This is a genomic window from Micromonospora trifolii, from assembly GCF_022229005.1.
Classification (GTDB): domain Bacteria; phylum Actinomycetota; class Actinomycetes; order Mycobacteriales; family Micromonosporaceae; genus Micromonospora; species Micromonospora trifolii.
Map to the genome: position 1 here is coordinate 33,263 of NZ_JAKKFD010000002.1, position 21,626 is coordinate 54,888.

At 71.5% G+C, this 21,626-nt stretch carries 22 protein-coding genes; 12 read left to right on the forward strand and 10 right to left on the reverse strand.

Annotated elements, in window-relative coordinates:
* Positions 1 to 20: 20 nt before the first annotated feature.
* Positions 21 to 914 (forward strand): sigma-70 family RNA polymerase sigma factor, encoded by an 894-nt coding sequence (locus tag NIE79_RS01285; protein WP_238676748.1) that lies wholly within the window; start codon positions 21 to 23, stop codon positions 912 to 914.
* A 60-nt stretch (positions 915 to 974) separates the two neighbouring features.
* Here NIE79_RS01285 and NIE79_RS01290 read toward each other — a convergent pair whose 3' ends face one another.
* Complete coding sequence (locus tag NIE79_RS01290; protein WP_238676749.1) at positions 975 to 1,334, reverse strand: ankyrin repeat domain-containing protein; 360 nt, start codon at positions 1,332 to 1,334, stop codon at positions 975 to 977.
* Positions 1,335 to 1,514: 180 nt separating this feature from the next.
* Here NIE79_RS01290 and NIE79_RS01295 point away from each other — a divergent pair, with 180 nt between their 5' ends.
* Positions 1,515 to 2,414, forward strand: coding sequence for an ABC transporter substrate-binding protein (locus NIE79_RS01295; protein WP_238676750.1), 900 nt, complete (start codon positions 1,515 to 1,517; stop codon positions 2,412 to 2,414).
* Between the two features lie 71 nt (positions 2,415 to 2,485).
* Here NIE79_RS01295 and NIE79_RS01300 read toward each other — a convergent pair whose 3' ends face one another.
* The 5 genes from NIE79_RS01300 to NIE79_RS01320 are packed head-to-tail and all read right to left on the reverse strand — an operon-like array spanning position 2,486 to position 7,619.
* The gene (locus NIE79_RS01300; RefSeq protein WP_238676751.1) at positions 2,486 to 3,166 is read right to left on the reverse strand and encodes an ABC transporter ATP-binding protein; all 681 of its coding nucleotides are present in this window, start codon (positions 3,164 to 3,166) and stop codon (positions 2,486 to 2,488) included.
* Positions 3,163 to 4,119 (reverse strand): ABC transporter ATP-binding protein, encoded by a 957-nt coding sequence (locus NIE79_RS01305; protein WP_238676752.1) that lies wholly within the window; start codon positions 4,117 to 4,119, stop codon positions 3,163 to 3,165. The genes NIE79_RS01300 and NIE79_RS01305 overlap by 4 nt, the downstream gene beginning before the upstream one ends.
* A gap of 44 nt (positions 4,120 to 4,163) precedes the next feature.
* A complete protein-coding gene (locus NIE79_RS01310; protein ID WP_238676753.1) occupies positions 4,164 to 5,048 on the reverse strand; it encodes an ABC transporter permease in 885 nt (294 codons plus the stop codon).
* A complete protein-coding gene (locus tag NIE79_RS01315) occupies positions 5,041 to 6,060 on the reverse strand; it encodes an ABC transporter permease (protein WP_238676754.1) in 1,020 nt (339 codons plus the stop codon). Before NIE79_RS01315 ends, NIE79_RS01310 begins: the two co-directional genes overlap by 8 nt.
* Entirely contained in the window at positions 6,030 to 7,619 is a 1,590-nt protein-coding gene (locus NIE79_RS01320; RefSeq protein ID WP_238677016.1) for an ABC transporter substrate-binding protein, read from the reverse strand. The genes NIE79_RS01315 and NIE79_RS01320 overlap by 31 nt, the downstream gene beginning before the upstream one ends.
* Before the next feature lie 186 nt (positions 7,620 to 7,805).
* On the opposite strand from NIE79_RS01320, the gene NIE79_RS01325 reads away from it, so the two are divergent.
* Positions 7,806 to 8,309, forward strand: a complete 504-nt coding sequence (locus NIE79_RS01325) for a signal peptidase II (RefSeq protein WP_238676755.1) — start codon at positions 7,806 to 7,808, stop codon at positions 8,307 to 8,309.
* On the opposite strand, the gene NIE79_RS01330 is transcribed toward NIE79_RS01325, so the two are convergent.
* The 4 genes from NIE79_RS01330 to NIE79_RS01345 are packed head-to-tail and all read right to left on the reverse strand — an operon-like array spanning position 8,298 to position 11,797.
* Positions 8,298 to 8,900 (reverse strand): LutC/YkgG family protein, encoded by a 603-nt coding sequence (locus NIE79_RS01330; protein WP_238676756.1) that lies wholly within the window; start codon positions 8,898 to 8,900, stop codon positions 8,298 to 8,300. The two genes, NIE79_RS01325 and NIE79_RS01330, sit on opposite strands and share 12 nt — an antisense overlap.
* A complete protein-coding gene (locus NIE79_RS01335; protein WP_238676757.1) occupies positions 8,897 to 10,342 on the reverse strand; it encodes a LutB/LldF family L-lactate oxidation iron-sulfur protein in 1,446 nt (481 codons plus the stop codon). The genes NIE79_RS01330 and NIE79_RS01335 overlap by 4 nt, the downstream gene beginning before the upstream one ends.
* Positions 10,339 to 11,049: a (Fe-S)-binding protein gene (locus tag NIE79_RS01340; RefSeq protein WP_238676758.1), complete on the reverse strand. Its 711-nt coding sequence runs from the start codon at positions 11,047 to 11,049 to the stop codon at positions 10,339 to 10,341. The genes NIE79_RS01335 and NIE79_RS01340 overlap by 4 nt, the downstream gene beginning before the upstream one ends.
* A gap of 28 nt (positions 11,050 to 11,077) precedes the next feature.
* Positions 11,078 to 11,797: a GntR family transcriptional regulator gene (locus tag NIE79_RS01345; protein WP_238676759.1), complete on the reverse strand. Its 720-nt coding sequence runs from the start codon at positions 11,795 to 11,797 to the stop codon at positions 11,078 to 11,080.
* 124 nt (positions 11,798 to 11,921) lie between these two features.
* Here NIE79_RS01345 and NIE79_RS01350 point away from each other — a divergent pair, with 124 nt between their 5' ends.
* From NIE79_RS01350 to NIE79_RS01390, 9 genes are all read left to right on the forward strand, one after another.
* Entirely contained in the window at positions 11,922 to 12,971 is a 1,050-nt protein-coding gene (locus NIE79_RS01350; RefSeq protein ID WP_238676760.1) for a sugar ABC transporter substrate-binding protein, read from the forward strand.
* A complete protein-coding gene (locus tag NIE79_RS01355; RefSeq protein WP_238676761.1) occupies positions 12,971 to 14,059 on the forward strand; it encodes a mandelate racemase/muconate lactonizing enzyme family protein in 1,089 nt (362 codons plus the stop codon). The genes NIE79_RS01350 and NIE79_RS01355 overlap by 1 nt, the downstream gene beginning before the upstream one ends.
* On the forward strand, positions 14,056 to 15,129 hold the full coding sequence (locus NIE79_RS01360) for an ABC transporter permease (protein WP_238676762.1): 1,074 nt from the start codon (positions 14,056 to 14,058) through the stop codon (positions 15,127 to 15,129). Before NIE79_RS01355 ends, NIE79_RS01360 begins: the two co-directional genes overlap by 4 nt.
* A gap of 5 nt (positions 15,130 to 15,134) precedes the next feature.
* Positions 15,135 to 16,076, forward strand: a complete 942-nt coding sequence (locus tag NIE79_RS01365) for an ABC transporter permease (protein WP_238676763.1) — start codon at positions 15,135 to 15,137, stop codon at positions 16,074 to 16,076.
* Positions 16,073 to 17,605, forward strand: coding sequence for a sugar ABC transporter ATP-binding protein (locus NIE79_RS01370; protein ID WP_238676764.1), 1,533 nt, complete (start codon positions 16,073 to 16,075; stop codon positions 17,603 to 17,605). Before NIE79_RS01365 ends, NIE79_RS01370 begins: the two co-directional genes overlap by 4 nt.
* Positions 17,602 to 18,579: an aldo/keto reductase gene (locus tag NIE79_RS01375; RefSeq protein WP_238676765.1), complete on the forward strand. Its 978-nt coding sequence runs from the start codon at positions 17,602 to 17,604 to the stop codon at positions 18,577 to 18,579. The genes NIE79_RS01370 and NIE79_RS01375 overlap by 4 nt, the downstream gene beginning before the upstream one ends.
* Before the next feature lie 64 nt (positions 18,580 to 18,643).
* Complete coding sequence (locus NIE79_RS01380; RefSeq protein WP_238676766.1) at positions 18,644 to 19,483, forward strand: fumarylacetoacetate hydrolase family protein; 840 nt, start codon at positions 18,644 to 18,646, stop codon at positions 19,481 to 19,483.
* Positions 19,483 to 20,787: an enolase C-terminal domain-like protein gene (locus NIE79_RS01385; RefSeq protein WP_238676767.1), complete on the forward strand. Its 1,305-nt coding sequence runs from the start codon at positions 19,483 to 19,485 to the stop codon at positions 20,785 to 20,787. The genes NIE79_RS01380 and NIE79_RS01385 overlap by 1 nt, the downstream gene beginning before the upstream one ends.
* Before the next feature lie 45 nt (positions 20,788 to 20,832).
* The gene (locus tag NIE79_RS01390; protein WP_238676768.1) at positions 20,833 to 21,621 is read left to right on the forward strand and encodes an SDR family NAD(P)-dependent oxidoreductase; all 789 of its coding nucleotides are present in this window, start codon (positions 20,833 to 20,835) and stop codon (positions 21,619 to 21,621) included.
* Positions 21,622 to 21,626: the final 5 nt, after the last annotated feature.

Sequence of the window (21,626 nt, forward strand, 5' to 3'; positions counted from 1 at the left end):
GCGATGGGATGGTGTGACCGATGGACGAGAATGAGTGGTTGGCCGCGCGCTTCGAGCAGCACCGACCCCGGCTGCGGGCGGTGGCTTATCGGATGCTCGGTTCGCTGGCTGACGCGGACGACGCTGTTCAGGATGCCTGGCTACGGCTGAGCCGGTCCGACGCGGATCAGATCGACAACCTCGGCGGATGGTTGACCACTGTCGTCGCCCGGGAGTGCCTGCACATGTTGCGCTCCCGCCGACGCCGCCGGGAGGATCCGTTCGCCACGCACCTCCCCGACCTGGTTGTCATCCCGGACGGGGGCCTCGACCCCGAGCAGGAGGCGTTGCTGGCCGACTCGGTGAGCTTGGCACTGCTCGTCGTGCTCGACCAGCTCACGCCTGCTGAGCGGTTGGCGTTCGTGCTGCACGACATGTTCGACCTGCCCTTCGAGGAGATCGCCGGCATCGCGGGCCGCACCCCGGCCGCCGCGCGACAACTCGCCAGCCGGGCACGGCGCCGGGTGAACGGTGCCGAGATCCCTTCACCCGATCCGGATCTGGCGCGCCAGCGGCAGGTCGTCCGTGCCTTCTACGCGGCTGCGTGGACCGGTGACTTCGACGCCCTCGTGCAGGTCCTCGACCCCGACGTCGTCCTGCGCACCGACTTCGGCACCGCCAGGCCGGCGATCGTCGTTCGCGGCGCGGCGGCCGTGGCCAAGCAGGCCCGCGCCCCACGCGGTGGCCAACTGCGCCCCGCCCTGGTCAACGGCACGATCGGAACGTTGATCACCCGCGACGGGCAGCCGTTTTCTGTCATGGCATTCACTGTCGCGGGCGACAAGATCGTCAGGATCGACGTTGTCCGCGACGCCGACCGCGTCCACCGCATCGCGTCCGCCCTCCTGAACCAGGCGGAGCGATCAACGGGGTGAATGCCGAGCCCCGCTTCCACGAGCTGTGGGTCTGATGCCGCGTGACCGGGCGGCGCAGCATCAGGCCAGGGACTCGAGATATCTCTGGGTTTCCCGCTTCTTGAAGTACTGCGCCCAGCCTGCCGGCTGCGCGTTGAACCTGGGTTCGCGGGCGGTGTGGTCGGCACCGTGCTCGACCAGCAGGCGCGCGATCGACAGCTCACCCGCTGCCGCCGCATGGTGCAAGGCGGTGGCGCCGGCGGCGGTGGCACAGTTGACGCCGAAGCCAAGATCGATGAGCAGCCGGACCGTCGACCAGTTGCGCGCTTCGGCCATCCGCGTAACCAGGTCTGCATGCCGATCGCACAGCCCAGGGTCGGCGGACAGCATCGACCGCATCGTCGCTTCGTCGGCGGCCTCGGCGGCTTCTTCAAACTTCATTGTGTCCTCCTCGCGTGTGTGCACTCGTGCTTATGAGCCCAGCCGACGAGCCGATGTGACAGGGCGAGGTGCTCGAACGAAGCCAGACGCGAGGCTGTCGACAGCCACTGGGCAGCACCACGCCGGATGAAAACGTTGGCGAGTGGACGTGGCTCGGTCGCGCCTGGTAGGCAGGCGGACGTGCGAATCGTCTCCCTGCTGCCGGCGGCCACGGACATCGTGGCCATGCTCGGCCTGACCGGGCAACTGGTCGGCCGTACCCACGAGTGTGACTGGCCGCCGGGGGCTCTGGCCGATGTCCCGGCGGTGACCGCGACGTCTCTGCCGGAGACCTTGACGAGCCGGGAGATCTCGGCGGCGATCGCCGGTGACGCGCACCGGGGATCGTCGTTGTACCAGCTCGACGTCGCCATGCTGGAGGGGCTGAAGCCGGATCTGATCCTGACCCAGGATCTGTGTGACGTGTGTGCGGTCTCCTACGAGCGGGTCAACGACGCGGTTGGTCTGATCGATCTCGACACCCGTGTGATGTCCCTGGAGGCGAGGACCATCGACGGGATCCTGGACACTGTCGATGCGGTGGCCGCGCTGACCGGCACCGAAGGCAGGGCGGCGGAGATCCGAGCCGACGCCGAGCGTCGCCTGGCGGCCTTGCCGGGGGCGGTGCCCGGCGCGCCGACGGTGCTGTTCGTCGAGTGGCTCGACCCGTTGATGCCTGGCGGGCACTGGGTTCCCGAGCAGATTACCCACGCGGGTGGGCGGTCGCTGCTGCTCGGGCCGGGTGCGCACAGCACCCCGCAGCTGTGGTCGGTGGTCGCGGACCTGGTTCCCGAGGTGGTGGTGTTCGGGCCGTGCGGGTTCACGCCCGAGCGAACCGTCGACGAGTTGTCAGTGGCGACCGGGCAACCCGGTTGGGCGGACCTGCCCGCGGTGCGTGCCGGGCAGGTGTGGGTGGTCGACGGGCCTGCCTACTTCAACCGCCCCGGCCCGAGGGTCGTCGACGGCGCGGAGATCCTCGCCGCCATCGTCGCCGGCCGTCCGGACTCCCGCGCCCGGCGCGTGCCCCTCGACGTCGGCTGACGCTGCCGCGCCCGACTGGCGAAGGCCGACCTCCGATGCCCCCGGCATTCGCACCGCACCGCACCGAGAGGTCAGGCGCGTACCCCCGCTGTGGCGGCGAGGTCGACGATGCGGTCGCTCCAGCGGTCCAGCAGGGTCTGGTCGTGGGTGATGACCAGGACCCCGGCCTGCTGGGTCCGCTGGTAGTCGCGGATGACGGCGGCGACGTGCGCCTGGGTCGAGGCGTCGAGCATCGCTGTGGCCTCGTCGCAGAGCAGGTAGTCGGGGCGGTGTACGAGGGCTCGGGCGAGGCAGGCGCGTTGCAGTTGCCCGTCGGACACCGCGTGGGGACGCCGGCTGCGCAGATCCGCCGTGAGGCCGACGAGGTCGGCGAGTTCGGCAACCCGTTCGCGGACCGCCGACTCGGGCGTCCGGGTGGCGCGCAGTGGTTCGGCGATCAGGTCGGTGAGGCTCAGTCGAGGATCGGCGGCGGCGCGCGGGCTCTGGAAGAGAGCGGCGACGCGGGTCCGGAGGGCGACCGGAACGGCGTACCGGACGGCGTCGACAGCGGTGCCGTCGATCCTGACCCGGCCGCGATCAGGTTGGTGCAGCAGGGCCAGGACCCGGACCAGTGTCGACTTGCCGCCGCCGGACGGCCCGCGCAGTCCGACCGTCTCTCCCCGGCCGATCCGCAGGCTGACGCCGTCGAGGACGACCTGGCGGCCGTAGGAGACGCTCACCTCGTCGGCGAGCAGGTGGTGCGCGCTGGTCACGTGGTGACTCCGGTGGGGATCGGGTGGTGGCAGGCAACCGTGCCGCCACCAGCGACCGGCGTTGACTGTGGTCGGTCCGCGCAGGTGTCGGTGCGGCGTGGGCAGCGGGGCGCGAACGCACACCCGGGAGGCAGCGCGGTGAGCATCGGCGGGTCGCCCGGCACCGGCCGGAAGGCCCGGTCCGGCAGGGCGTCGAGCAGCGCCGCGGCGTACGGATGGGCCGGCGCGGTGAAGAGCTGGTCGGTGTCGCGGTGTTCCACGATGCGACTGGCGTACATCACGGCGACGGTGTCGGCGACCCGGCGGGCGGCGGCCAGGTCGTGCGTGATGAGCACGACGGCCGCGCCGTTGTCGCAGCGACGGCGCAGCAGGTCGAGGGTGTGGTCCACAAGCGGCCGGTCCAGCCCGGTGGTGGGCTCGTCGGCGATGAGCAGCGACGGGTCGGGCGCCAGCGCGAGCGCGGTGACCAGACGCTGTGCCATGCCGCCGGACAGCTCGTGGGGGTAGCGGTCCAGGTCCGCCGGGTCGAGCCCGACATCGACAGCGAGCTGGTCGGCGTCGGCGCGGTCGCGGCCGTGCGCCCGCAGCGTCTCGGCGAGCAGTCGCCGTCCGGTGCGGACCGGGTTGAGGGCTGTCGCCGGGCTCTGCGGGACCAACCCGACCCGGCGCCCGCGTACCCTGCGGGCCAGGTGGCGTTGGCCGCAGGTGACCAGGTCGACCGGGTCGGCGCCGGGGTGGTGCAGCACGGCGTGACCGGTGGTCGTGGCGTTGCCCGGCAGGAGGCCGAGCAGGGCGTGGGCCAGGACGGACTTGCCGCAGCCGGACTCGCCCACGATGGCCAGCAGTTCGCCGGCCCGCACGGTGAGGCTGAGATCGCTGACGGCGCGCACGCACGCGTCGCGGAGCCGGAACTCGACGCCGAGGCCGTCCACGGCGAGCAGCGGCCGAGTCACCCTGGCGCGGGAAGGCGCCGAAGCAGAAACGGTCTCGGTGGTGGTCACAGGTGCAGCTCCGCTCGGACCCGGGGATCGAGGCGGTCGCGCCAGCGGGCGGCGATGACCGCGATGGCGAGGGTGACGACGACGATGACCGCGCCCGGTGCCAGGCTGGCCCACCAGGCGCCGGTCAGCAACGAACCCTGACCGTCGTTGATCATGTTGCCCAGTGAGGCGAGGTGTGGCGGCAGGCCGAGGCCGAGGAACGACAGGGCGGTCTCGTGCCACACCGCGTGCGGGATCATCAGGGTAGTGGCCAGGGCCAGCCGGGGCAGGACGTGCGGCAGCAGGTGCCGGGTGAGGACCCGGAGTCGACCGGCTCCGCCGCTGATGGCGGCGTCGATGAACGGTCGGGTCCGGAGGCTCAACAATTCGGATCGGACGATGCGGGCGGTGGACAGCCAGTGGGTGAGCCCGACGGAGGCGATCACGGCACCCAGGCTGGGACGCAGCATGGCGACGATGAAGATGCCCAGCAGCAGGTGCGGCATCGCGGCGATGGTGTCCACGATCCGCATCAGGATCCGGTCCACCCGGCCGCCGAGCGTGCCGGCGATCCCACCGACCACGCCGCCGAGGACTGTGGCGACGAGCGCGGCGACAGCGCCGACCAGCAGCGAGACCCGCAGCCCGTAGACGGCGCGGTGCGCCACGTCGCGGCCCAGGTCGTCGGTGCCGGCGAGGTGGCTCCAGGACGGCGCCAACCGGGTCTGGTCCAGCGCGACAGCGCTCTGGTCCAGCGGCCAGACCAACGGAGCGAGCAGCGAGCCGGCGACGGCCACCAGCAGGACCAGACCGGCCACCAGGACACCGGCCCGGCCGGGGCGCAGCCGCAGCCGCGACCGGGCCACCCGGAGCAGCGGCACTCGCGCAGTGAGGTCAGCCATCGAGTCGTACCCTCGGGTCGGCGGCGGCGTAGGCGAGGTCGGTCGCGAGGTTCGCGGCCAGCACCACAGCTGTGGTGACCAGCGTGATCGCCGCCAACAGCGGGAAGTCGCTGCCCAGCGCGGCGGCGACAGTGACGGCGCCGAGGCCCGGCAACGAGAAGACCGTCTCGACCAGCACCGCCCCGCCGACCAGCTCGGGCAGGTGGGTGCCCACCAGGGTGAGGAACGGCAGCAGCGCAGTCCGCAGCGCGTGGCCGAACAGCACAGTCCGACCGGGCAACCCACGTGCCCGCGCCGCGAGCACGTGGTCGTCACGCATGCTCTCCGCCACCGCGTCCCGCACGAACAGCACGAACCACGGCGCCTGGGACACGGCCAACACAGCGACCGGCAGGATCAGGTGGTGCGCCACGTCGCCCCAGGAGGTGCTGGTCGCTGTGACGTCGGTGAGCCCGCCCGCCGGCAACCAGCCCAGGGCCAGCGCGAACACGGCGATCGCGGCCAGGCCCAGCCAGAAGACCGGCATCGACTGCACCGCGTACGCGGCCGTCCGCAACACCCGGTCGAACAACCCACCCCGCCGGTACGCCGCCAGCGCGCCCAGCAGCAGGCTCGCGACCAGGACCAGGGCGAGGGACACGCCGATCAGGAGCAGCGTCCAGCCGGCCCGGGCGGCCAGCACCGAGGCGACCGGCTCGTGGCGGCTGGTCGACCAGCCCAGGTCGCCCTGGACCAGGTTGCCGATCCACCGCAGGTACTGCACCGGCAGGGGGTCGTCGACGCCCCAGTTGGCGCGCAACTGGGCCAGGTTCTCCTCGCTGGCGGTGAAGGCCGCAGCGCCCGCGTACTGCTTCGCGGGGTCGACCGGCGAGGCGGCACCGAGGGCGAACATCCCGACGCTGGTCGCGGCGAGCACCGGCACGGCGACGAGGAGCCGCCGTCGGACCACAGCACCGGCCCCGGCCAGTCGAGGTGAGCGGGTCACGACCGCGTCCAGGTGTCGATGTTCCACCAGAGGCTGTTCGCCACCCCGTGCTCGTGCGCCTCGACCCGCGGCGCCACGCCCTGAACCGAGGACTTCAGCACGTAGGTGTGTCGCAGGTAGGTCAGGAACAGCCACGGTACGTCGGCGGCCAACTGTTTCTGGAACTGCGCGTACGCGGCAGTGCGGAGGGCGGGGTCGATCTGGTCGCGGCCCTCCTGCAGGGCCCGGTCGGTCACCTCGGACCGGTACGAGCCGGGGTTGAAGTAGCCCTGCCCCGCGAACGTCGAGCCGAACAGCTTGTACGAGACGAAGTCCGGGTCGTACGGGGTGCCGTAGCCCATCAGCAGGGCGTCGGACTTCATCCGCGGGTCGATGGCGTCCCAGGTCAGGCCCGCCGGGGTGACAGCGATGCCGATCTTCTTCGCGTCGGCGGTGACCGCGAGGGCCAGGTCCTTGCGCAGCGTGTCGCTCGCCGGGTACATCAGCGTGAACCGCGCCGGTCGGCCGTCCTTGACGCGCACCCCGCCGGGACCGGGGGTCCAGCCGGCCGCGTCGAGCAGCGCTCCCGCCGCCGTCGGGTCGGCGGTCGGCTTGCCGATGATCGACGGGTCGGCGAACTCGGAGGACGGCGGGATCGGACCGAACGCCGGTTCGCCGGCGCCACCGAGGAGCCCGGTCACCATCGCGGCCCGGTCGACGGCGAGGTTGAGCGCCCGGCGGACCGCCGGGTCGGCGAGGACCGCGTTGCCCGTCGGCAGCATCACGCCGCGGTAGTCGGCGGTCGGCACCCGCTGCACCCGGTACGTGGCGTCGGCGTCGAAACCGGAGGCCAGCTTCGGCGGCAGCTCGGCGGCGTCGAACTCGCCGGCGCGCATCCGCTGGGCGCGGACGTTGTCGTCGGCGACGAATGCGACAACCACCCGGTTGTTCTTCGGCCGGCCACCGAAGTAGCGCTCGTTGGCGGTGAGCACCAGGCGGTCGCCCGGCGTCCAGGAGTCCACCCGGTACGGCCCGGTCCCGACCGGCTTGCGGTTGAACCTGGCCGTGTTGATGTCCTGCCCGCTGAGCAGCTTGGCCGGCACGATGCCGAGGGTGAGCCGCTGGAGGAACGGCGCGTACGGGTAGCGCAGCCGGAACACGACAGTTGCCGCGTCGGGCGCGGTCACCGACTCCACCATGTCCAGATCGGAGCGCAGCGTCGAGTCGACAGTCGGATCCAGCACGGCCTGGTACGTGAAGACGACGTCCTGCGCGGTCAGCGCGGTGCCGTCGTGGAACTGCACGCCGTCGCGGAGCTTCGCGGTCACCGTGCGCCCATCGGGTGACAGCTCCGGCAACGCCGTGGCCAGGCCGGCGACGAGGCGGTTGTCGCCGTCCCGGCTGACGAGGCCGTCGAAGATCAGCGAGGCGCCGTCGACGCCGTAGTTGAGCACCGGGTTCAACGCGTCCGGCTCGTCGGAGGTGGCGACGACAAGCGTCGCGCCGCCGGGTGAGCCGTCGGGAGTGGCCGGGGCCGAGCACCCGGCGAGGACGAGCAGCCCCGCCGCCGCGGTCGACGCCACGAGGCGTCGGAAGGTCGGACGCATCCGGGTCACAGAGGGCTCCTGTGGTGTGGGGAGGATCGTTGATCGGGTGGGCGCGGCGCCGCAACCGTTGATCAACACGGTGGCACAGTTGCCACTCTTTTGCAATTACCAAAGACATGCATCATGCGGTTGGTCAGGAGCATCAGTCGGTGGTGACCGTCGCCGGTGACCGGCTAGGGTTCCCTGATGTTCCGCGCCGTCGTGTTGATCGCTGCTGTGGTGCTCGCCGCGGATCAGCTCACCAAATACTGGGCCGAGTCCGCGCTCTCCGGCGGGCAGACCATCACCGTCCTCGGTGACCTGCTGCAACTGCGACTCGTGTACAACCCGGGCGCTGCCTTCTCGATCGGCTCCGCGTACACCTGGATCTTCGCGGTGTTCGCGGCGGCGGCGGTGGTCGCGGTGACTGTCGTGGCGTGGCGGGTCACGTCACGCGCCTGGGCGGTGGCGTTGGGCCTGGTGCTCGGTGGCGCGGCGACGCACCTGCTGGACCGCCTCTTTCGGGAGCCGGGGTTCGCTCGCGGGCACGTGGTGGACTTCATCGACTACGCCGGCTTCTTCGTCGGCAACGTCGCCGACATCGCCCTGGTGGTCGGCGTGGGCATCGTCATGCTGCTCAACGTGCGCGGCGTTCCGCTGCGGGATCCAGCGGGCGAGCCCCGCGAGCAGGTGCCCTCGTCAGGCTCCTGAGTCGATCAGCACAACCTCCAGCCGGCGCGGGCCGTGCACTCCCTCGACCCGGTTGAGTTCGATGTCGCTGGTGGCGGACGGGCCGGAGATCCAGGTCAGCGGGGCGCGCGGGTCCAGTCGGGTGAGCGCCTCCGGCAGCAGACCGACGACCTGGTCGGTGCGGACGACGCAGATGTGACGGTCGGGCACCAGGGTGAGCGCGCGTCGCCCCTGCGCCGGGCCGGCGTCCAGGATGATGGTGCCGGTGTCGGCGACCACGACGGCGCAGCCGGTCAGCACCGCGTCCAGGTCGTCGAGCGCGGCCGGTGACAGCGGGGGCGAGTCGCGGTGCAGCTCTCCGGCGTAGCCGGCCAGCCAGTCGGCGGGGACGTCGGTGGGCACGGCGAGTCGGCCGACCTCGCTGAGCAGCCGGGGCAGGGCGTCGATGCCATGGTGGACGACGGCCTTGTAGTCCTCCAGGCGGTCGACGAGGGTGGCGATCAGGTCGGGGCGGTCGTCGACCCGGCGGTACCCGCGGGGCACCTGCACCGGCGGCGGGCTGTCGGCCAGGGCCGTCCGGAGCCGCGCCAGGATCTCGTCACGTGCGCTCACTGCTTCCCCCACCATTCCCGGAAGGTCTGCGGCGCGGGCAGCGGCAGGTCTCGCGACCGGGTCCACGCCGACGCGGGCCAGGGCAGTCGCCGCAGCGTGCGAGCGCCGGTGCGCCGCTCACGGTACGCCCCGAGCGGCCCCGCGCCGACCCGGGCCAGGCGCAGGGCGGCGGCCCACCGTCGGGGGCTGCGCATCACCCAGGACAGGACGCGCATGGCGGCCCGTTCGGCCGGCGGGTGCGGTGCCTGCTGGCGGAGGTGGACCAGGATCTCCGGAATGTTGATCTTCACGGGGCACACGTCGTAGCAGGCGCCACAGAGGGTCGACGCGTACGGCAGCGAGGCGTTGTCGGCCACGCCGGTCAGCTGCGGCGACAGGATCGCCCCGATCGGCCCCGGATACACCGAGCCGTACGCGTGCCCGCCGGCCCGTTCGTACACCGGGCAGACGTTGAGGCAGGCGGAGCAGCGGATGCAGGACAGCGCCGGCCGGCCGACCGGGTCGGCGAGCACCGCGGACCGACCATTGTCGACGAGCACCACGTGCACGTCCTGCGGGCCGTCGCCGGGGGTGACGCCGGTCCACATCGAGGTGTACGGGTTCATCCGCTCACCGGTCGAGGATCGCGGCAGCAGTTGCAGGAAGACCTCCAGGTCGGTGAAGGTCGGCAGCAGCTTCTCGACGCCGACGACGCTGATCAGCGTCTCGGGGAGGGTGAGGCACATGCGTCCGTTGCCCTCGGACTCCACCACCACGAGGGTGCCGGTGTCGGCGACGGCGAAGTTGGCGCCGGAGACGGCGACCCGGGCCGAGAGGAAACGCCGTCGCAGGTGGGCGCGGGCCGCCTCGGCCAGCGCGGCCGGTTCGTCGCTCAGGTCGGCCGGCGCGTCGGCCATGCGACGCTGGAAGATCTCCCGGATCTGGGCCCGGTTGTAGTGGATGGCCGGCACCAGGATGTGCGAGGGGGTGTCGTCGCCGAGCTGCACGATCAGTTCCGCCAGGTCGGTCTCGTACGCGGCGATCCCGGCGGCCTCCAGCGCCTCGTTGAGCTCGATCTCCTGGGTGGCCATCGACTTGACCTTCACGACCTCGTCGGCTCCGGCTGCCTGGGTCAACGCGACAACGATCCGGCACGCCTCGGCCGCGTCGCGGGCCCAGTGCACAGTGGCGCCGGCAGCGGTGGCGGACGCTTCGAACTGCTCCAGCAGCTCCGGCAGGCGGCGTTGGACGTCCGCCTTGATCGCCGCGCCGGCGTCCCGTAGGGCCTCCCAGTCGGGTACCTCGTCGACGACCCGGGCTCGTTTGGCCCGAATGGTGCGGGTGGCCCGGTGCAGGTTGGCCCGCAGTTGCGTGTCGGCTACTGCCGGCTTGGCGGCGGTGGGAAACGGCAGCGGCGTGCGGATCCGCCCGCTCCCGGTGGCGGGTGCGACCGGACGGCTCATGAGGTGGCTCCCGTCTCGGCGAGAATCTCGGCGTAGTGCACGGCCCGCACGCCGGAGCGGTGGCGGTCGAGGCCGCCGCCGATGTGCGCCAGGCAGGAGTTGTCGGCGGCGGCGAGCACCCGTGCGCCGGTGTCGCGGACCCGGGCGCACTTGTCGGTGAGCATCGCTGTGGAGACGTCCGGGTTCTTCAGGGCGAACGTGCCGCCGAAACCACAGCACTCCTCGGCGTCGCCCAGCTCGACCAGCTTGATCCCGCGCACCTGGCGCAGCAGGGTCAGCGGTCGGTCGCCGAGGCGCAGCATGCGCAGGCCGTGGCAGGTGGGGTGATAGGTGACTGTCTCCCTGAACTCGGCGCCGACGTCGGTGACGCCGAGGACGTCGACGAGCAGCTCGGACAGCTCGTACGTGCGGGCGGCCACCGAGGTGGCGGGCGGGTGCAGGTGCGGGTACTGGTCGCGGATCATCGCCGTGCACGACCCGGACGGCGCGACTATGGCGTCGTAGGAGTCGAAGACGTCGACGTAGTTGCGCACCATCGGCATGGCCTCGGCCCGGTAACCCGTGTTGGCGTGCATCTGCCCGCAACAGGTCTGGTCGGCGGGGAAGTCGACGGTGTGGCCGAGTCGCCGCAGGATGCGGGTGACAGCGATGCCGGTGGCCGGGAACGCGAGGTCGTTGACGCAGGTGATGAAGAGGGCGATCCGCATGGCGGCTCCTCGGATCGGTGGGGGTGGGTCACGCCGAGTCGCGCGGTGTTCCGGGGGTGGGGAGCTGGTCGAAGGCGGGCAGGTGGCGCTCCCGGGCGGCGCTGAGGTGGGCGCGCATCGCCTCGGTGGCGGCTGGCGCGTCACCGGCGACGATGGCGGCGGCGATGCGCTGGTGCTCGGTGTTGGTGTCCGGCGCGCCGGCGACCGGAAAGTACAGCCGGTGCAGGTGCAGGTGGGAGTGCAGCCGCGTGATGGTGTCCCGCAGCAGGGGGCTGCCGGAGACCTCGGCGATCAGGTCGTGGAACCTCGCGTCCAGCGCGGTGAAGGCGGCGTGTCGGCGATAGCCGTCGCCGGCCTCCACGTCGATGCTCGCCGCCGCCTCGACGCTGATCCGTTGGCGGGCTTCGGCGGAGGCGTGCGTGGCGGCCCGTCCGGCGGTGGCGCCCTCCAGCAGTTGGCGCACGTCGAACAGGTCGTCGAACTCGGCGCGGCTCAGCAGCGGCGTGGTGGTGTAGCCGGAGAGCGGGCGTTTACGGACCAGGCCGTCGGCCTCCAGCCGGGCGAGGGCCTCACGAACCGGGGTGGGGGAGACATCCAGCTCCCGGGCGAGCGCGTCGATGTTGACCCGTTCGCCGGGGGGAAGGATGTGGTCCATGACCAGCGTCTTTATCGACTCGTAGACGTCCTCGGTGAGGGTGAGTCGACGGGCGGGACGGAGTCGACCCTCGCGAGGTTCCTGCTGGGCCATCTCGTCTCCTCAGCAACCCCTTGACTGTGCCGGTGTGAGCGAGTACACACTAGCAAAGCAACATCCTATAGGAAATAGGTTCCCCCGCCAGCGTCTCGCCACCACCACCCCCGAGGAGACGAACATGTCGCGCAGAATGCTGTCCCGAATCGGCTCCGGCCTGACCGTCGTGGCCCTCGCCACGACCACTGTGGCCTGCACGAAGAAGAGCGACAACACCGACGCCGAAACCGGTGGCCGGGAACCGGCGCAGGTCAAGGTCGCGCTTGTGCCCGGTGGCTCGCACCCGTACTTCCAGCCCTGGAAGGACGCCGGGGCCAAGGCCAAGACCGAACTCGCGCTCGGCGACGTCACCTTCAACGAGACCGCCGGGTGGGACCAGACCAAGCAGAACGACGTGCTCAAGTCCCTCGCCGCGCAGGGCTACAACGCCTTCGGCGTCTTCGGCGTCTCCCCGGACAACATCAACTCGACCTTCGAGGACCTCAAGCGGCAGGGCTTCCCCGTCGGCTCGCTGGCCTCCTGTCCGGCCGGGGCCAACAAGGCCGACTTCTGCCTCTCCACCGACGTGGAGGTCGCCGCGTACAAGGGCGCCAAGGCCGCCATCGACGCGATCGGCGGTCAGGGCAACCTGGTGCACCTGACCGGGAACAAGGTCGACTCCAACACCCAGCGCCGGATCGCTGGCGTGGAGAAGGCGGTCGCCGAGACCGGTGGCAAGGTGACCCTGATCCAGAGCGTCACCGACATCGACAAGGACCTGCAGAGCGCGCAGCGGGCTGTGGCCGACCTCCTCGCCGCGAAGGGCCGCCAGATCCAGGCGATAGTGAACACCGCCTACAACCCGGCGGTCGCCTCGGCCGAGGGCGTCCGCCAGTCGAAGCTGCCCATCAAGGTCGTCGCCATCGACGACGACCCGACGGTCCTCGACGGGCTGCGCGGCGGCTCCGTGGCCGCCACCATCCTGCAGAACCCGGTCGGTCAGGCCCAGGTCGGCTCGTACGCCCTGATGAAGCTCAGCGGCGGCTGCACCATGGCCGAAGCCGGAGTGACAATCGACTCGGGCTCGTTCGTGGTGACAAAGGACAACCTGGACGGCTACGAGGCCGACCGCACCGCCGCCACCGAGGCACTGCGCAAGAAGTTCGACGGCGACCTGCTCAAGTGCAGCTGATGTCGACAATCACCAAGGCCGACGCGTACCTCGTCGACATTCCCGTCGAGACCGTCCGCACCGACGCGGTACAGGCGTTCCTCAAGCAGGAGACGCTCTTCGTCGAGGTGCGCACGGCCGACGGCGGGCACGGCACGGGCTACTCGTACACGATCGGGACCGGCGGCACCGCTGTGCTCGCGCTGCTGCGCGACTACCTGCTGCCGCACCTGGTCGGCCGCGACGCCGCCCGGGTGGAGGCGGTCTGGCGTGACCTGCACGCCGCCACCCGCGCCACAGCTGTCGGTGCCATCACCTCGTTGGCGCTCGCCGCTATCGACACCGCCCTGTGGGACCTACGGGCCCGCGCCGCAGGCCTGCCGCTGTGGGTGCTCGCCGGTGGCGCCAAGGACCGCATCCCGCTCTACGACACCGAGGGTGGCTGGCTGCACCTCACCGAGGACGAGCTGGTCGCCGGCGCGAAGGCGTCCCAGGCGGCCGGCTGGCCCGGCGTCAAGCTGAAGGTCGGCAAGCCCAACCCGGCCGAGGACGCCGCCCGCATCGGCGCGGTCCGGGCGGCCCTCGGCGAGCACTTCGACGTGATGGTCGACGCCAACCAGTCGCTGACCGCCGCCGAGGCGATCCGCCGGGCCCGGCTGCTCGAACCGCACCAGCTCGCCTGGTTCGAGGAGCCGCTGCCCGCCGACGACGTCGCCGGGCATGAGCTGCTGGCCCGCGCGACGAGCATCCCGGTCGCGGTGGGGGAGTCGATGTACTCGATCGGCCAGTTCGCCGAGTACCTACGCCGGCAGGCGGCCGGCGTCGTCCAGGTCGACGTCGCGCGCATCGGCGGCATCACCCCGTGGCTCAAGGTCGCGCACCTCGCCGAGGCCTGCAACGTGGTGGTCTGCCCGCACTTCCTGATGGAACTGCACGTGAGCCTCTGCGCGGCCGTGCCGAACAGTCGCTACGTCGAGCACATCCCGCAACTGCGCGCGATCACCCGGACCGAGATCGCGATCGTCGACGGCCACGCGCTCGCCCCCGGCGAGCCGGGCCTCGGCATCGACTGGGACCGCGACGCGATCGAGGACAGGAGGGTGGCGTGAAGACGGAAACAGCGCCGGAGGCGCCTGCGGTGCCTCCGGCCGCGGACCCCAGGCCGCCGGCCAGGGTCCTGCCGGTCTGGGCGAACCCCCGGCTCGGCCTGCTCATCGTCATCGCCGCGCTGGTCGTCCTCTTCTCGTCGCTCACCCCCGCGTTCCTCGACCCCCGCCTCACCCTGGCACCGCTACAGGCCGACATCAGCGTGTACGTCGTGGTCGGTCTCGCCCAGCTCGCCGTGCTCTCGCTCGGGCACATGAACATGGCAGTCGGCCGGATGGCCGCGCTGTCCACCTTCGCGATGGGCCTGGCCTACGACCGGCTCGGCGTCCCGCTGCTGGTCGGTCTGCTCCTGGGTCTCGCCGTAGGGGCGGGCATCGGCGCGCTCGCCGGCCTGCTCATCGCCAAGACCGGCGTGAACTCCTTCGTGGTCACCCTCGCGCTCGACTTCGGGCTGCTGGGCCTCGTCACGATCCTCTACACCTGGGCGACCGGCGGGGTGTCGTTCGCGGTGCAGCCCAGTGGGCTCGCCGCCCTGCGCTTCGACACCTTCGCCGACTACTGCATGGGCGAGGTCTGCGGACCCCGGATCCCGCTGGTGGTGCCGATCGCGGTCGCCGCGGCGCTCGGTGTCGGCCTGCTGTTCCGGCACGCCCGGCTGGGCCGGGAGATCCTGATGACCGGCTCCAACACTGTCGCCGCCGAGCTGTCCGGCATCCCCACCCATCGCCGGGTCGTCACCGCACACGCGTTGAGCGGGCTGCTCGCCGCGCTGGCCGGGTTCCTGCTCGCCGCCAACAACGGCGCCTTCTCCGCCAACATCGGCGAGTCGTTCCTGCTGCCGTCGTTCCTGGCCCCGGTGCTCGGTGGGACGCTGCTCGCCGGTGGTGCGGTCAGCGTCCTCGGCACCGCGCTCGGCGCGACCCTGACCCAGGTCATCTACAAGGGCCTCAACCTCCTCCAGTTCTCCCTGGAGGAGCTGAAGCTCTACATCGGACTCGTGTTGCTCGCGGCGCTGTCGCTGGACCGGCTGCGGGCCGTGCTCGCCGAGCGAAGGGCGGTGTCACCATCTTGAGGAGCGTGATCCGGACCAACGAGTTCACCCTCGCGGTGATCGCGGCGCTCGGGTTCGCGGCGCTCGCGGTCGCCACCGACTTCAACCTGCTCACCGCCGGCACCCTGGACGCCTTCCTGCGCTTCCTCGCCCTGCCGATCGTCATCGGCCTGGCCCAGATGGTCGTGCTCGCCGTCGGTCAGATGAACCTCTCGGTGGGCGTGCTCACCGGGTTCTGCGCGGTGGCCTCGGGCTGGCTGATGATCGACGCCGGGCTGCCCGCCCCGGTCGCGGTGCTCGCCGCGCTGGCCCTCGGCGCCGTCGTCGGACTGGTCAACGGCCTGTTGGTGATCTTCACCCGGATCAACGGGTTCATCGTCACCCTCGCCACCATGACGATCCTCGAAGGACTGCGGTACGGGGTGAACGGCACCGGCACCTACCAGGGCTACTCGCCCGGCCTGCGCGAGTTCGGGCAGGCGTCACTGGCCGGCGTACCGGTGGTCTTCCTGCTGGCGGTCGCGATCGCCGTCGGGGTGGCCCTCTTCTTCCGGCGCACAGTGCCCGGACGGCACCTGCTCGCCTCCGGCGGCAACCCGTTCGCCGCCCGGCTGTCGGGCATCTCCAACGACCGGGCGCTGGTGCTGGCCCACACCCTGTCCGGGCTGCTGGCCGGCTTCGCCGCGGTGATCGTGGTGGCAGCCTTCGGCTCGGTGAACGCCTCGATCGGCGACGACCTGCTGCTGCCCAGCTTCGCCGCGCCGATCATCGGCGGGGTGGCCCTGGCCGGCGGCATGATCAGCGTGACCGGCACGGTGCTCGCCGCCTTCCTGGTGCGGCTGGTCGACGTGAGCCAGTCGCAGTTCGACATCAACCGACGATGGGTGGACCTCATCATCGGCGCAGTCGTCCTCGGAGCGGTGCTGCTCGGTCAGTTCCGCGACAAGCTCTCCGGAGGTCCACGATGAGCGTCGTGCTGTCCGCGGAGAAACTGGTCAAGACGTTCCCCGGGGTACGCGCCCTGGACGAGGCGACGCTGACAGTGACCTCCGGCAGCGTGCACGCGCTGCTCGGCGAGAATGGCGCCGGCAAGAGCACCCTGATCAAGATCCTGACCGGGGTGTACCGGCCGGACGGTGGGCTCCTGCGGCTGCCCGGGCCCGACGGCGAGCTGCGCACTGTGCAGCTGGGCAACCCGCAGGACGCCCAGCGGGCCGGCATCGGTGTCGTGCACCAGGAGCGGAACCTGATCCCGGCGTTCAGCGTCGCCGAGAACATCTGCCTGCAACACCTGCCCCGACGCGCCGGCCTGCTCGACCGGGCGGCCCTGCGTACCGAGGCCCGCCGTTGCCTCGACCTGCTCGACCTCGACCTGGACCCGGACCTGCCGGTGTCGCGGCTGTCGGTGGCCCAGCTGCAACTGGTGGAGATCGCCAAGGCGTTGTCGGCGGACTCGACGGTGCTGCTGCTCGATGAACCGACAGCGTCGCTGACGAACGACGAGGCCGACCGGCTCTACGGCATCGTGCGTCGGCTGTCCGAGCGGGGCCACGCCACAGTGCTGGTCAGTCACAAACTGGAGGAGGTCTTCGCTGTCGCCGACACGGTGACGGTGCTGCGCGACGGGCGCAGCGTCGCCGAGGCCGAACCCCTCGCCGACCACAGCCGCGAGGAGATCGTCGACCTGATGGTCGGCCGGGCGTACCAGCAGGTGCACCTCGCCGCCCGCACCGTCGCGGCGGACGTCGAACCGGCGCTGGCCCTCGACCACGTCGCCACCACCGCCGGGCACCACGACGTCAACCTCGCCGTCCGCCCCGGCGAGATCGTCGGCCTGTACGGGCTGGTCGGCGCGGGCCGCAGCGAGCTGGCCAAGGCGTTGCTCGGCCTCGACCGGATCACCGCCGGTGAGGTGCTGGTGCACGGGCGTCCGGCCCGGATCCGGGACGTGGGCGACGCGCTGCACCGCTACCGGATCGGCTACGTCACCGAGAACCGCAAGGAGGAGGGCCTCTTCCTCGACCAGACAGTGGCCCGCAACACGGCCGTGACGGTGTGGCGCAAGCTGGCCCGGCTCGGGCTGGTCCGGGACCGGGCGGAGCGGTCCCTGGTCGACGAGTACGCCGAACGGCTGGGCATCCGACTCGCCTCGCCCGACCAGCACGCCGGTCAGCTCTCCGGCGGCAACCAGCAGAAGGTCAGCCTGGCCAAATGGCTGGCGGCCGACTGCGACGTGCTCATCATCGACGAGCCCACCGTCGGCATCGACGTGCGCACCAAGGCGGCCTTCCACGAATTGATCGCCGGCCTGGCCGCGCGGGGAATGGCGATCCTGCTGATCTCGTCGGATCTGCCGGAGATGGTCACCCTCGCCGATCGGATCGCTGTGATGCGGGAGTTCGCCATTGTTGGTGAACTGGACAACGATCACGACTACGACCGGATGAGTCAGTCGGTGATCCGGTTCATCCACGATGGTCAGGGGGTCGTCGCGTGAAGGCCACCGAACTGGTGACAGTGGGGCGTACCGACGTGGCGGTGACCCGACTCGGGCTGGGGCTCGCCCCGATCGGTGGGATGTTCGACGCCGTCGGCGACGAGGTCGCCCACGCCACCGTCGAGGCGGCCTGGGATCTCGGGCTCCGATACTTCGACACCGCCCCGCTCTACGGCTGCGGCCTCTCCGAGCGGCGCGCCGGGGCGGTCCTCGCCGGCAAGCCGCGTGACGCGTTCACAGTCTCCACAAAGGTGGGTCGGCTACTCGTGCCCGACGGTGGTGACCGGCAGGAATTCTGGGCCGAGCCGACCGACCTCACGCCGCGGTTCGACTTCTCCGCCGCCGGAGTACGCAGGTCTCACGCGGAGAGCCTGGCCCGGTTGGGGCTGGACCGGATCGACATCGCGCACATCCACGACCCGGACGACCACCTCGCCGAGGCGGTCGCCGGGGCGTACCCGGCGTTGGCGCAGCTGCGGGAGTCCGGCGAGATCGGCGCGGTCAGCGCCGGAATGAACCAGGCCCCGGGGCTGGTCGAGCTGGCCCACGCCGGTGACTTCGACTGCTTCATGCTCGCCGGCCGGTACACGCTGCTCGACCAGTCCGGCTTCGACGAGCTGCTGCCGCTGTGCCAGGCGAAGGGGATCGCGATCATCGCCGCCGGGGTCTACAACTCCGGCCTGCTGGCCGACCCGACACCGGGCGCCCACTACGACTACGCCCCGGCCGACCAGTGGCTGCTCGACCGGGCCACAGCTATCCGGTCGGTGTGCGAGCGGCACGGCGTACCGCTGCGGGCCGCGGCGATCCAGTTTCCGCTCGGGCACCCGGCCGTCGCCAGCGTGGTGGTCGGCGCCCGGAACCCGGAGCAGATCGCCGACAACGTGGCGATGTTCGAGTGGGAGGTGCCCGGCGCGCTGTGGGCCGATCTCAAGGCCGAAGGGCTGCTGCCGAGCGAGGTGCCGACGCCGTGATCATCGACGCGAGCAGCCGTCGGGCTTGCACCGCAATTCGTACCTATGCACTGGAGGTTGGTTCGTGAGATTCATGCGCGTCGGGCCCGTGGGGCGGGAACGCCCCGTGCTGTACGTCGATGGGCGGCACTTCGACCTCTCGTCGCTCACCGCCGACATCGACGGCGAGTTCCTCGCCGGCGACGGCGTCCGGCGGGTCCGCGAGGCCACCGACCTGCCCGAGATCGACGTGACCGGTCAGCGGGTCGGCGCACCGATCGCCCGGCCCGGGGTGGTCCTCTGCGTGGGGCAGAACTACGCCGCGCACGCCGCCGAGTCGGGCGCCGCGCCACCGACCGACCCGATCATCTTCTACAAGGCGCCCAACACCGTCGTCGGCCCGTACGACGAGGTCCTGATCCCGCGCGGATCGGCGAAGACCGACTGGGAGGTGGAGTTGGCGGTGGTGATCGGTCGACCGGCCCGCTACCTCGCCTCACCGGCCGACGCCCTCGGGCACATCGCCGGGTACGTGCTGTCCAACGACGTCTCCGAGCGGGACTTCCAACTCGCGGTCTCCGGCGGCCAGTGGTCGAAGGGCAAGTCCTGCGAGACGTTCCAACCGCTCGGCCCGTGGCTGGTCACCGTCGACGAGATCGCCGACCCGCAGGCGCTGCGGTTGCGTTCCTGGGTCAACGGCGAGCCCCGCCAGGACTCCAGCACCAAGGACATGATCTTCGACGTGGCGTACCTGGTCTGGCACCTGTCCCAGTACACGGTCCTGGACCCGGGCGACGTCATCAACACCGGCACCCCGCAGGGGGTGGCGCTCTCCGGCCGGTTCCCGTACCTGGCCGTCGGCGACGTGATGGAGGTCGAGATCGACGGCCTCGGCCGGCAGCGCAACACGCTCCGGGACGCCTGATGGCGGTGATCACCTCGGTCGACACGTACGACGTCCGGTTCCCGACCTCGCGTGACCTCGACGGCTCCGACGCGATGAACCCCGACCCCGACTACTCGGCCGCGTACCTCGTGCTGAGCACCGACGACGGCCCGGACGGGCACGGATTCACCTTCACCATCGGGCGGGGAAACGACGTCTGCCGGACGGCCATCGAGGCGCTGGTGCCGTACGTGGTCGGCCTCGATCCGGACACCGTGGACCTCGGTGCGTTCGCCCGCTCGCTCACCCAGGACTCGCAGCTGCGCTGGCTCGGCCCGGAGAAGGGCGTGATGCACCTGGCCGCCGCAGCGGTGATCAACGCGATGTGGGACCTGGTCGCCAAGAGAGCGGGCAAGCCGGTCTGGCGCTACCTGGCCGACCTCAGCCCCGAGCAGATCGTCGACCTGGTCGACTGGCGCTACCTCACCGACGCCCTCACCCCCGACGAGGCGCTGGAGATCCTGCGCGCCGCCGAGCCGGGCCGGGCCGACCGGGTCGCCCGGCTGACCGAGCGGGGCTACCCCGCGTACACCACGTCACCCGGCTGGCTCGGCTACCCCGACGACAAGGTGGTCCGGCTGGCCCGGCAGGCCGTGGCCGACGGGTTCACCCAGATCAAGCTGAAGGTGGGCGCGGACGCCGCCGACGACGTGCGCCGCCTGAAGATCGCCCGCGAGGCGGTCGGCCCGCAGATCCGGATCGCGCTCGACGCCAACCAGCGCTGGGACGTCGCCGAGGCGGTCGACCGGATGCGGGAGCTGGCGCCGTACGACCCGTGGTGGATCGAGGAGCCGACCAGCCCAGACGACGTGCTCGCCCACGCGGCGATCCGGTCCGCCCTGGCGACCAGCGCACCCGACGGCGGGCCGATCCGGGTCGCCACCGGCGAGCACGTCGCGAACCGGGTCGTGTTCAAACAGCTGCTCCAGGCAGACGCTGTCGACGTCGTGCAGATCGACGCGTGCCGGGTGGGGGGCGTGAACGAGAATGTCGCCATCCTGCTGCTGGCCGTGAAGTACGGGGTGCCGGTCTGCCCGCACGCCGGGGGAGTGGGCCTGTGCGAGCTGGTGCAGCACCTGTCGATGTTCGACTTCGTGGCGGTGTCCGGCTCGATGCGCGACCGGGTCGTCGAGTACGTCGACCACCTGCACGAGCACTTCCTCGATCCGGTGGTGATCAAGGACGGGCACTACGTGGCGCCCAGCGCCCCCGGCTTCTCCGCCGCGATGCGTCCGGAGAGCCTCGCCACGTACGCGTACCCCGACGGGCCGGCATGGGTCTGACGGCGGTGCGTCACCTCAGCGGACCACTCGGAAGGGGAGAGCAGCATGCGGTGTGACGGTCTCGTGGCGGTGGTGACCGGAGGTGGATCGGGGATCGGCCTCGCCTGCGTGCGGGCGTTCGCCGCCGCCGGCGCCCGGGTGGGTGTCCTGGACCTGGAGCTGTCCGGTCTGCCGGAGGATCCCGGCCTGCTCGGCGTCCGGGCGGACGTGGCCGACCGGTCCTCCCTCAGCGCTGCCGTCGCCTCGGTCGCGGAGGCGTTCGGCGGCATCGACATCCTGGTGAACAACGCCGGCATCTCGGCCGTGGGCACCGTGGAGGAGGACGACGACGAGCAGTGGAGCCGGGTACTCGACGTCAACGTCTCCGGCGTGGCCCGAACCAGCGCCGTCGCCCTGCCGTACCTGCGACGGTCGTCGTCCGCCGCGATCGTCAACATCTCCTCGATCGCGGCGACCGTCGGCCTGCCCAAACGCGCCCTGTACTCGGCGTCGAAGGGTGCCGTGCACGCCCTCACCCTCGCCATGGCCGCCGACCTGGTGACGGAGGGCGTCCGGGTCAACTGCGTCGCCCCCGGCACCGTCGACACGCCCTGGGTGGCCCGCCTGCTCGCCGGCGCGGCCGACCCGACGGCCGAGAAGCGGCAGCTGGCGTCCCGGCAGCCGACCGGCCGCCTGGTGACCGCCGACGAGGTGGCCGCCGCCGTCGTCTACCTCGCGTCGCCCGCGACCGGGTCGGTGACCGGTTCGTCGCTGCCGGTGGACGGCGGCATGTCCGGCCTGCGCCTACCCGCCCCGGTCCCGCCCGCGGCCGGTACTGCCGCATCGGGCGCGTGACATGA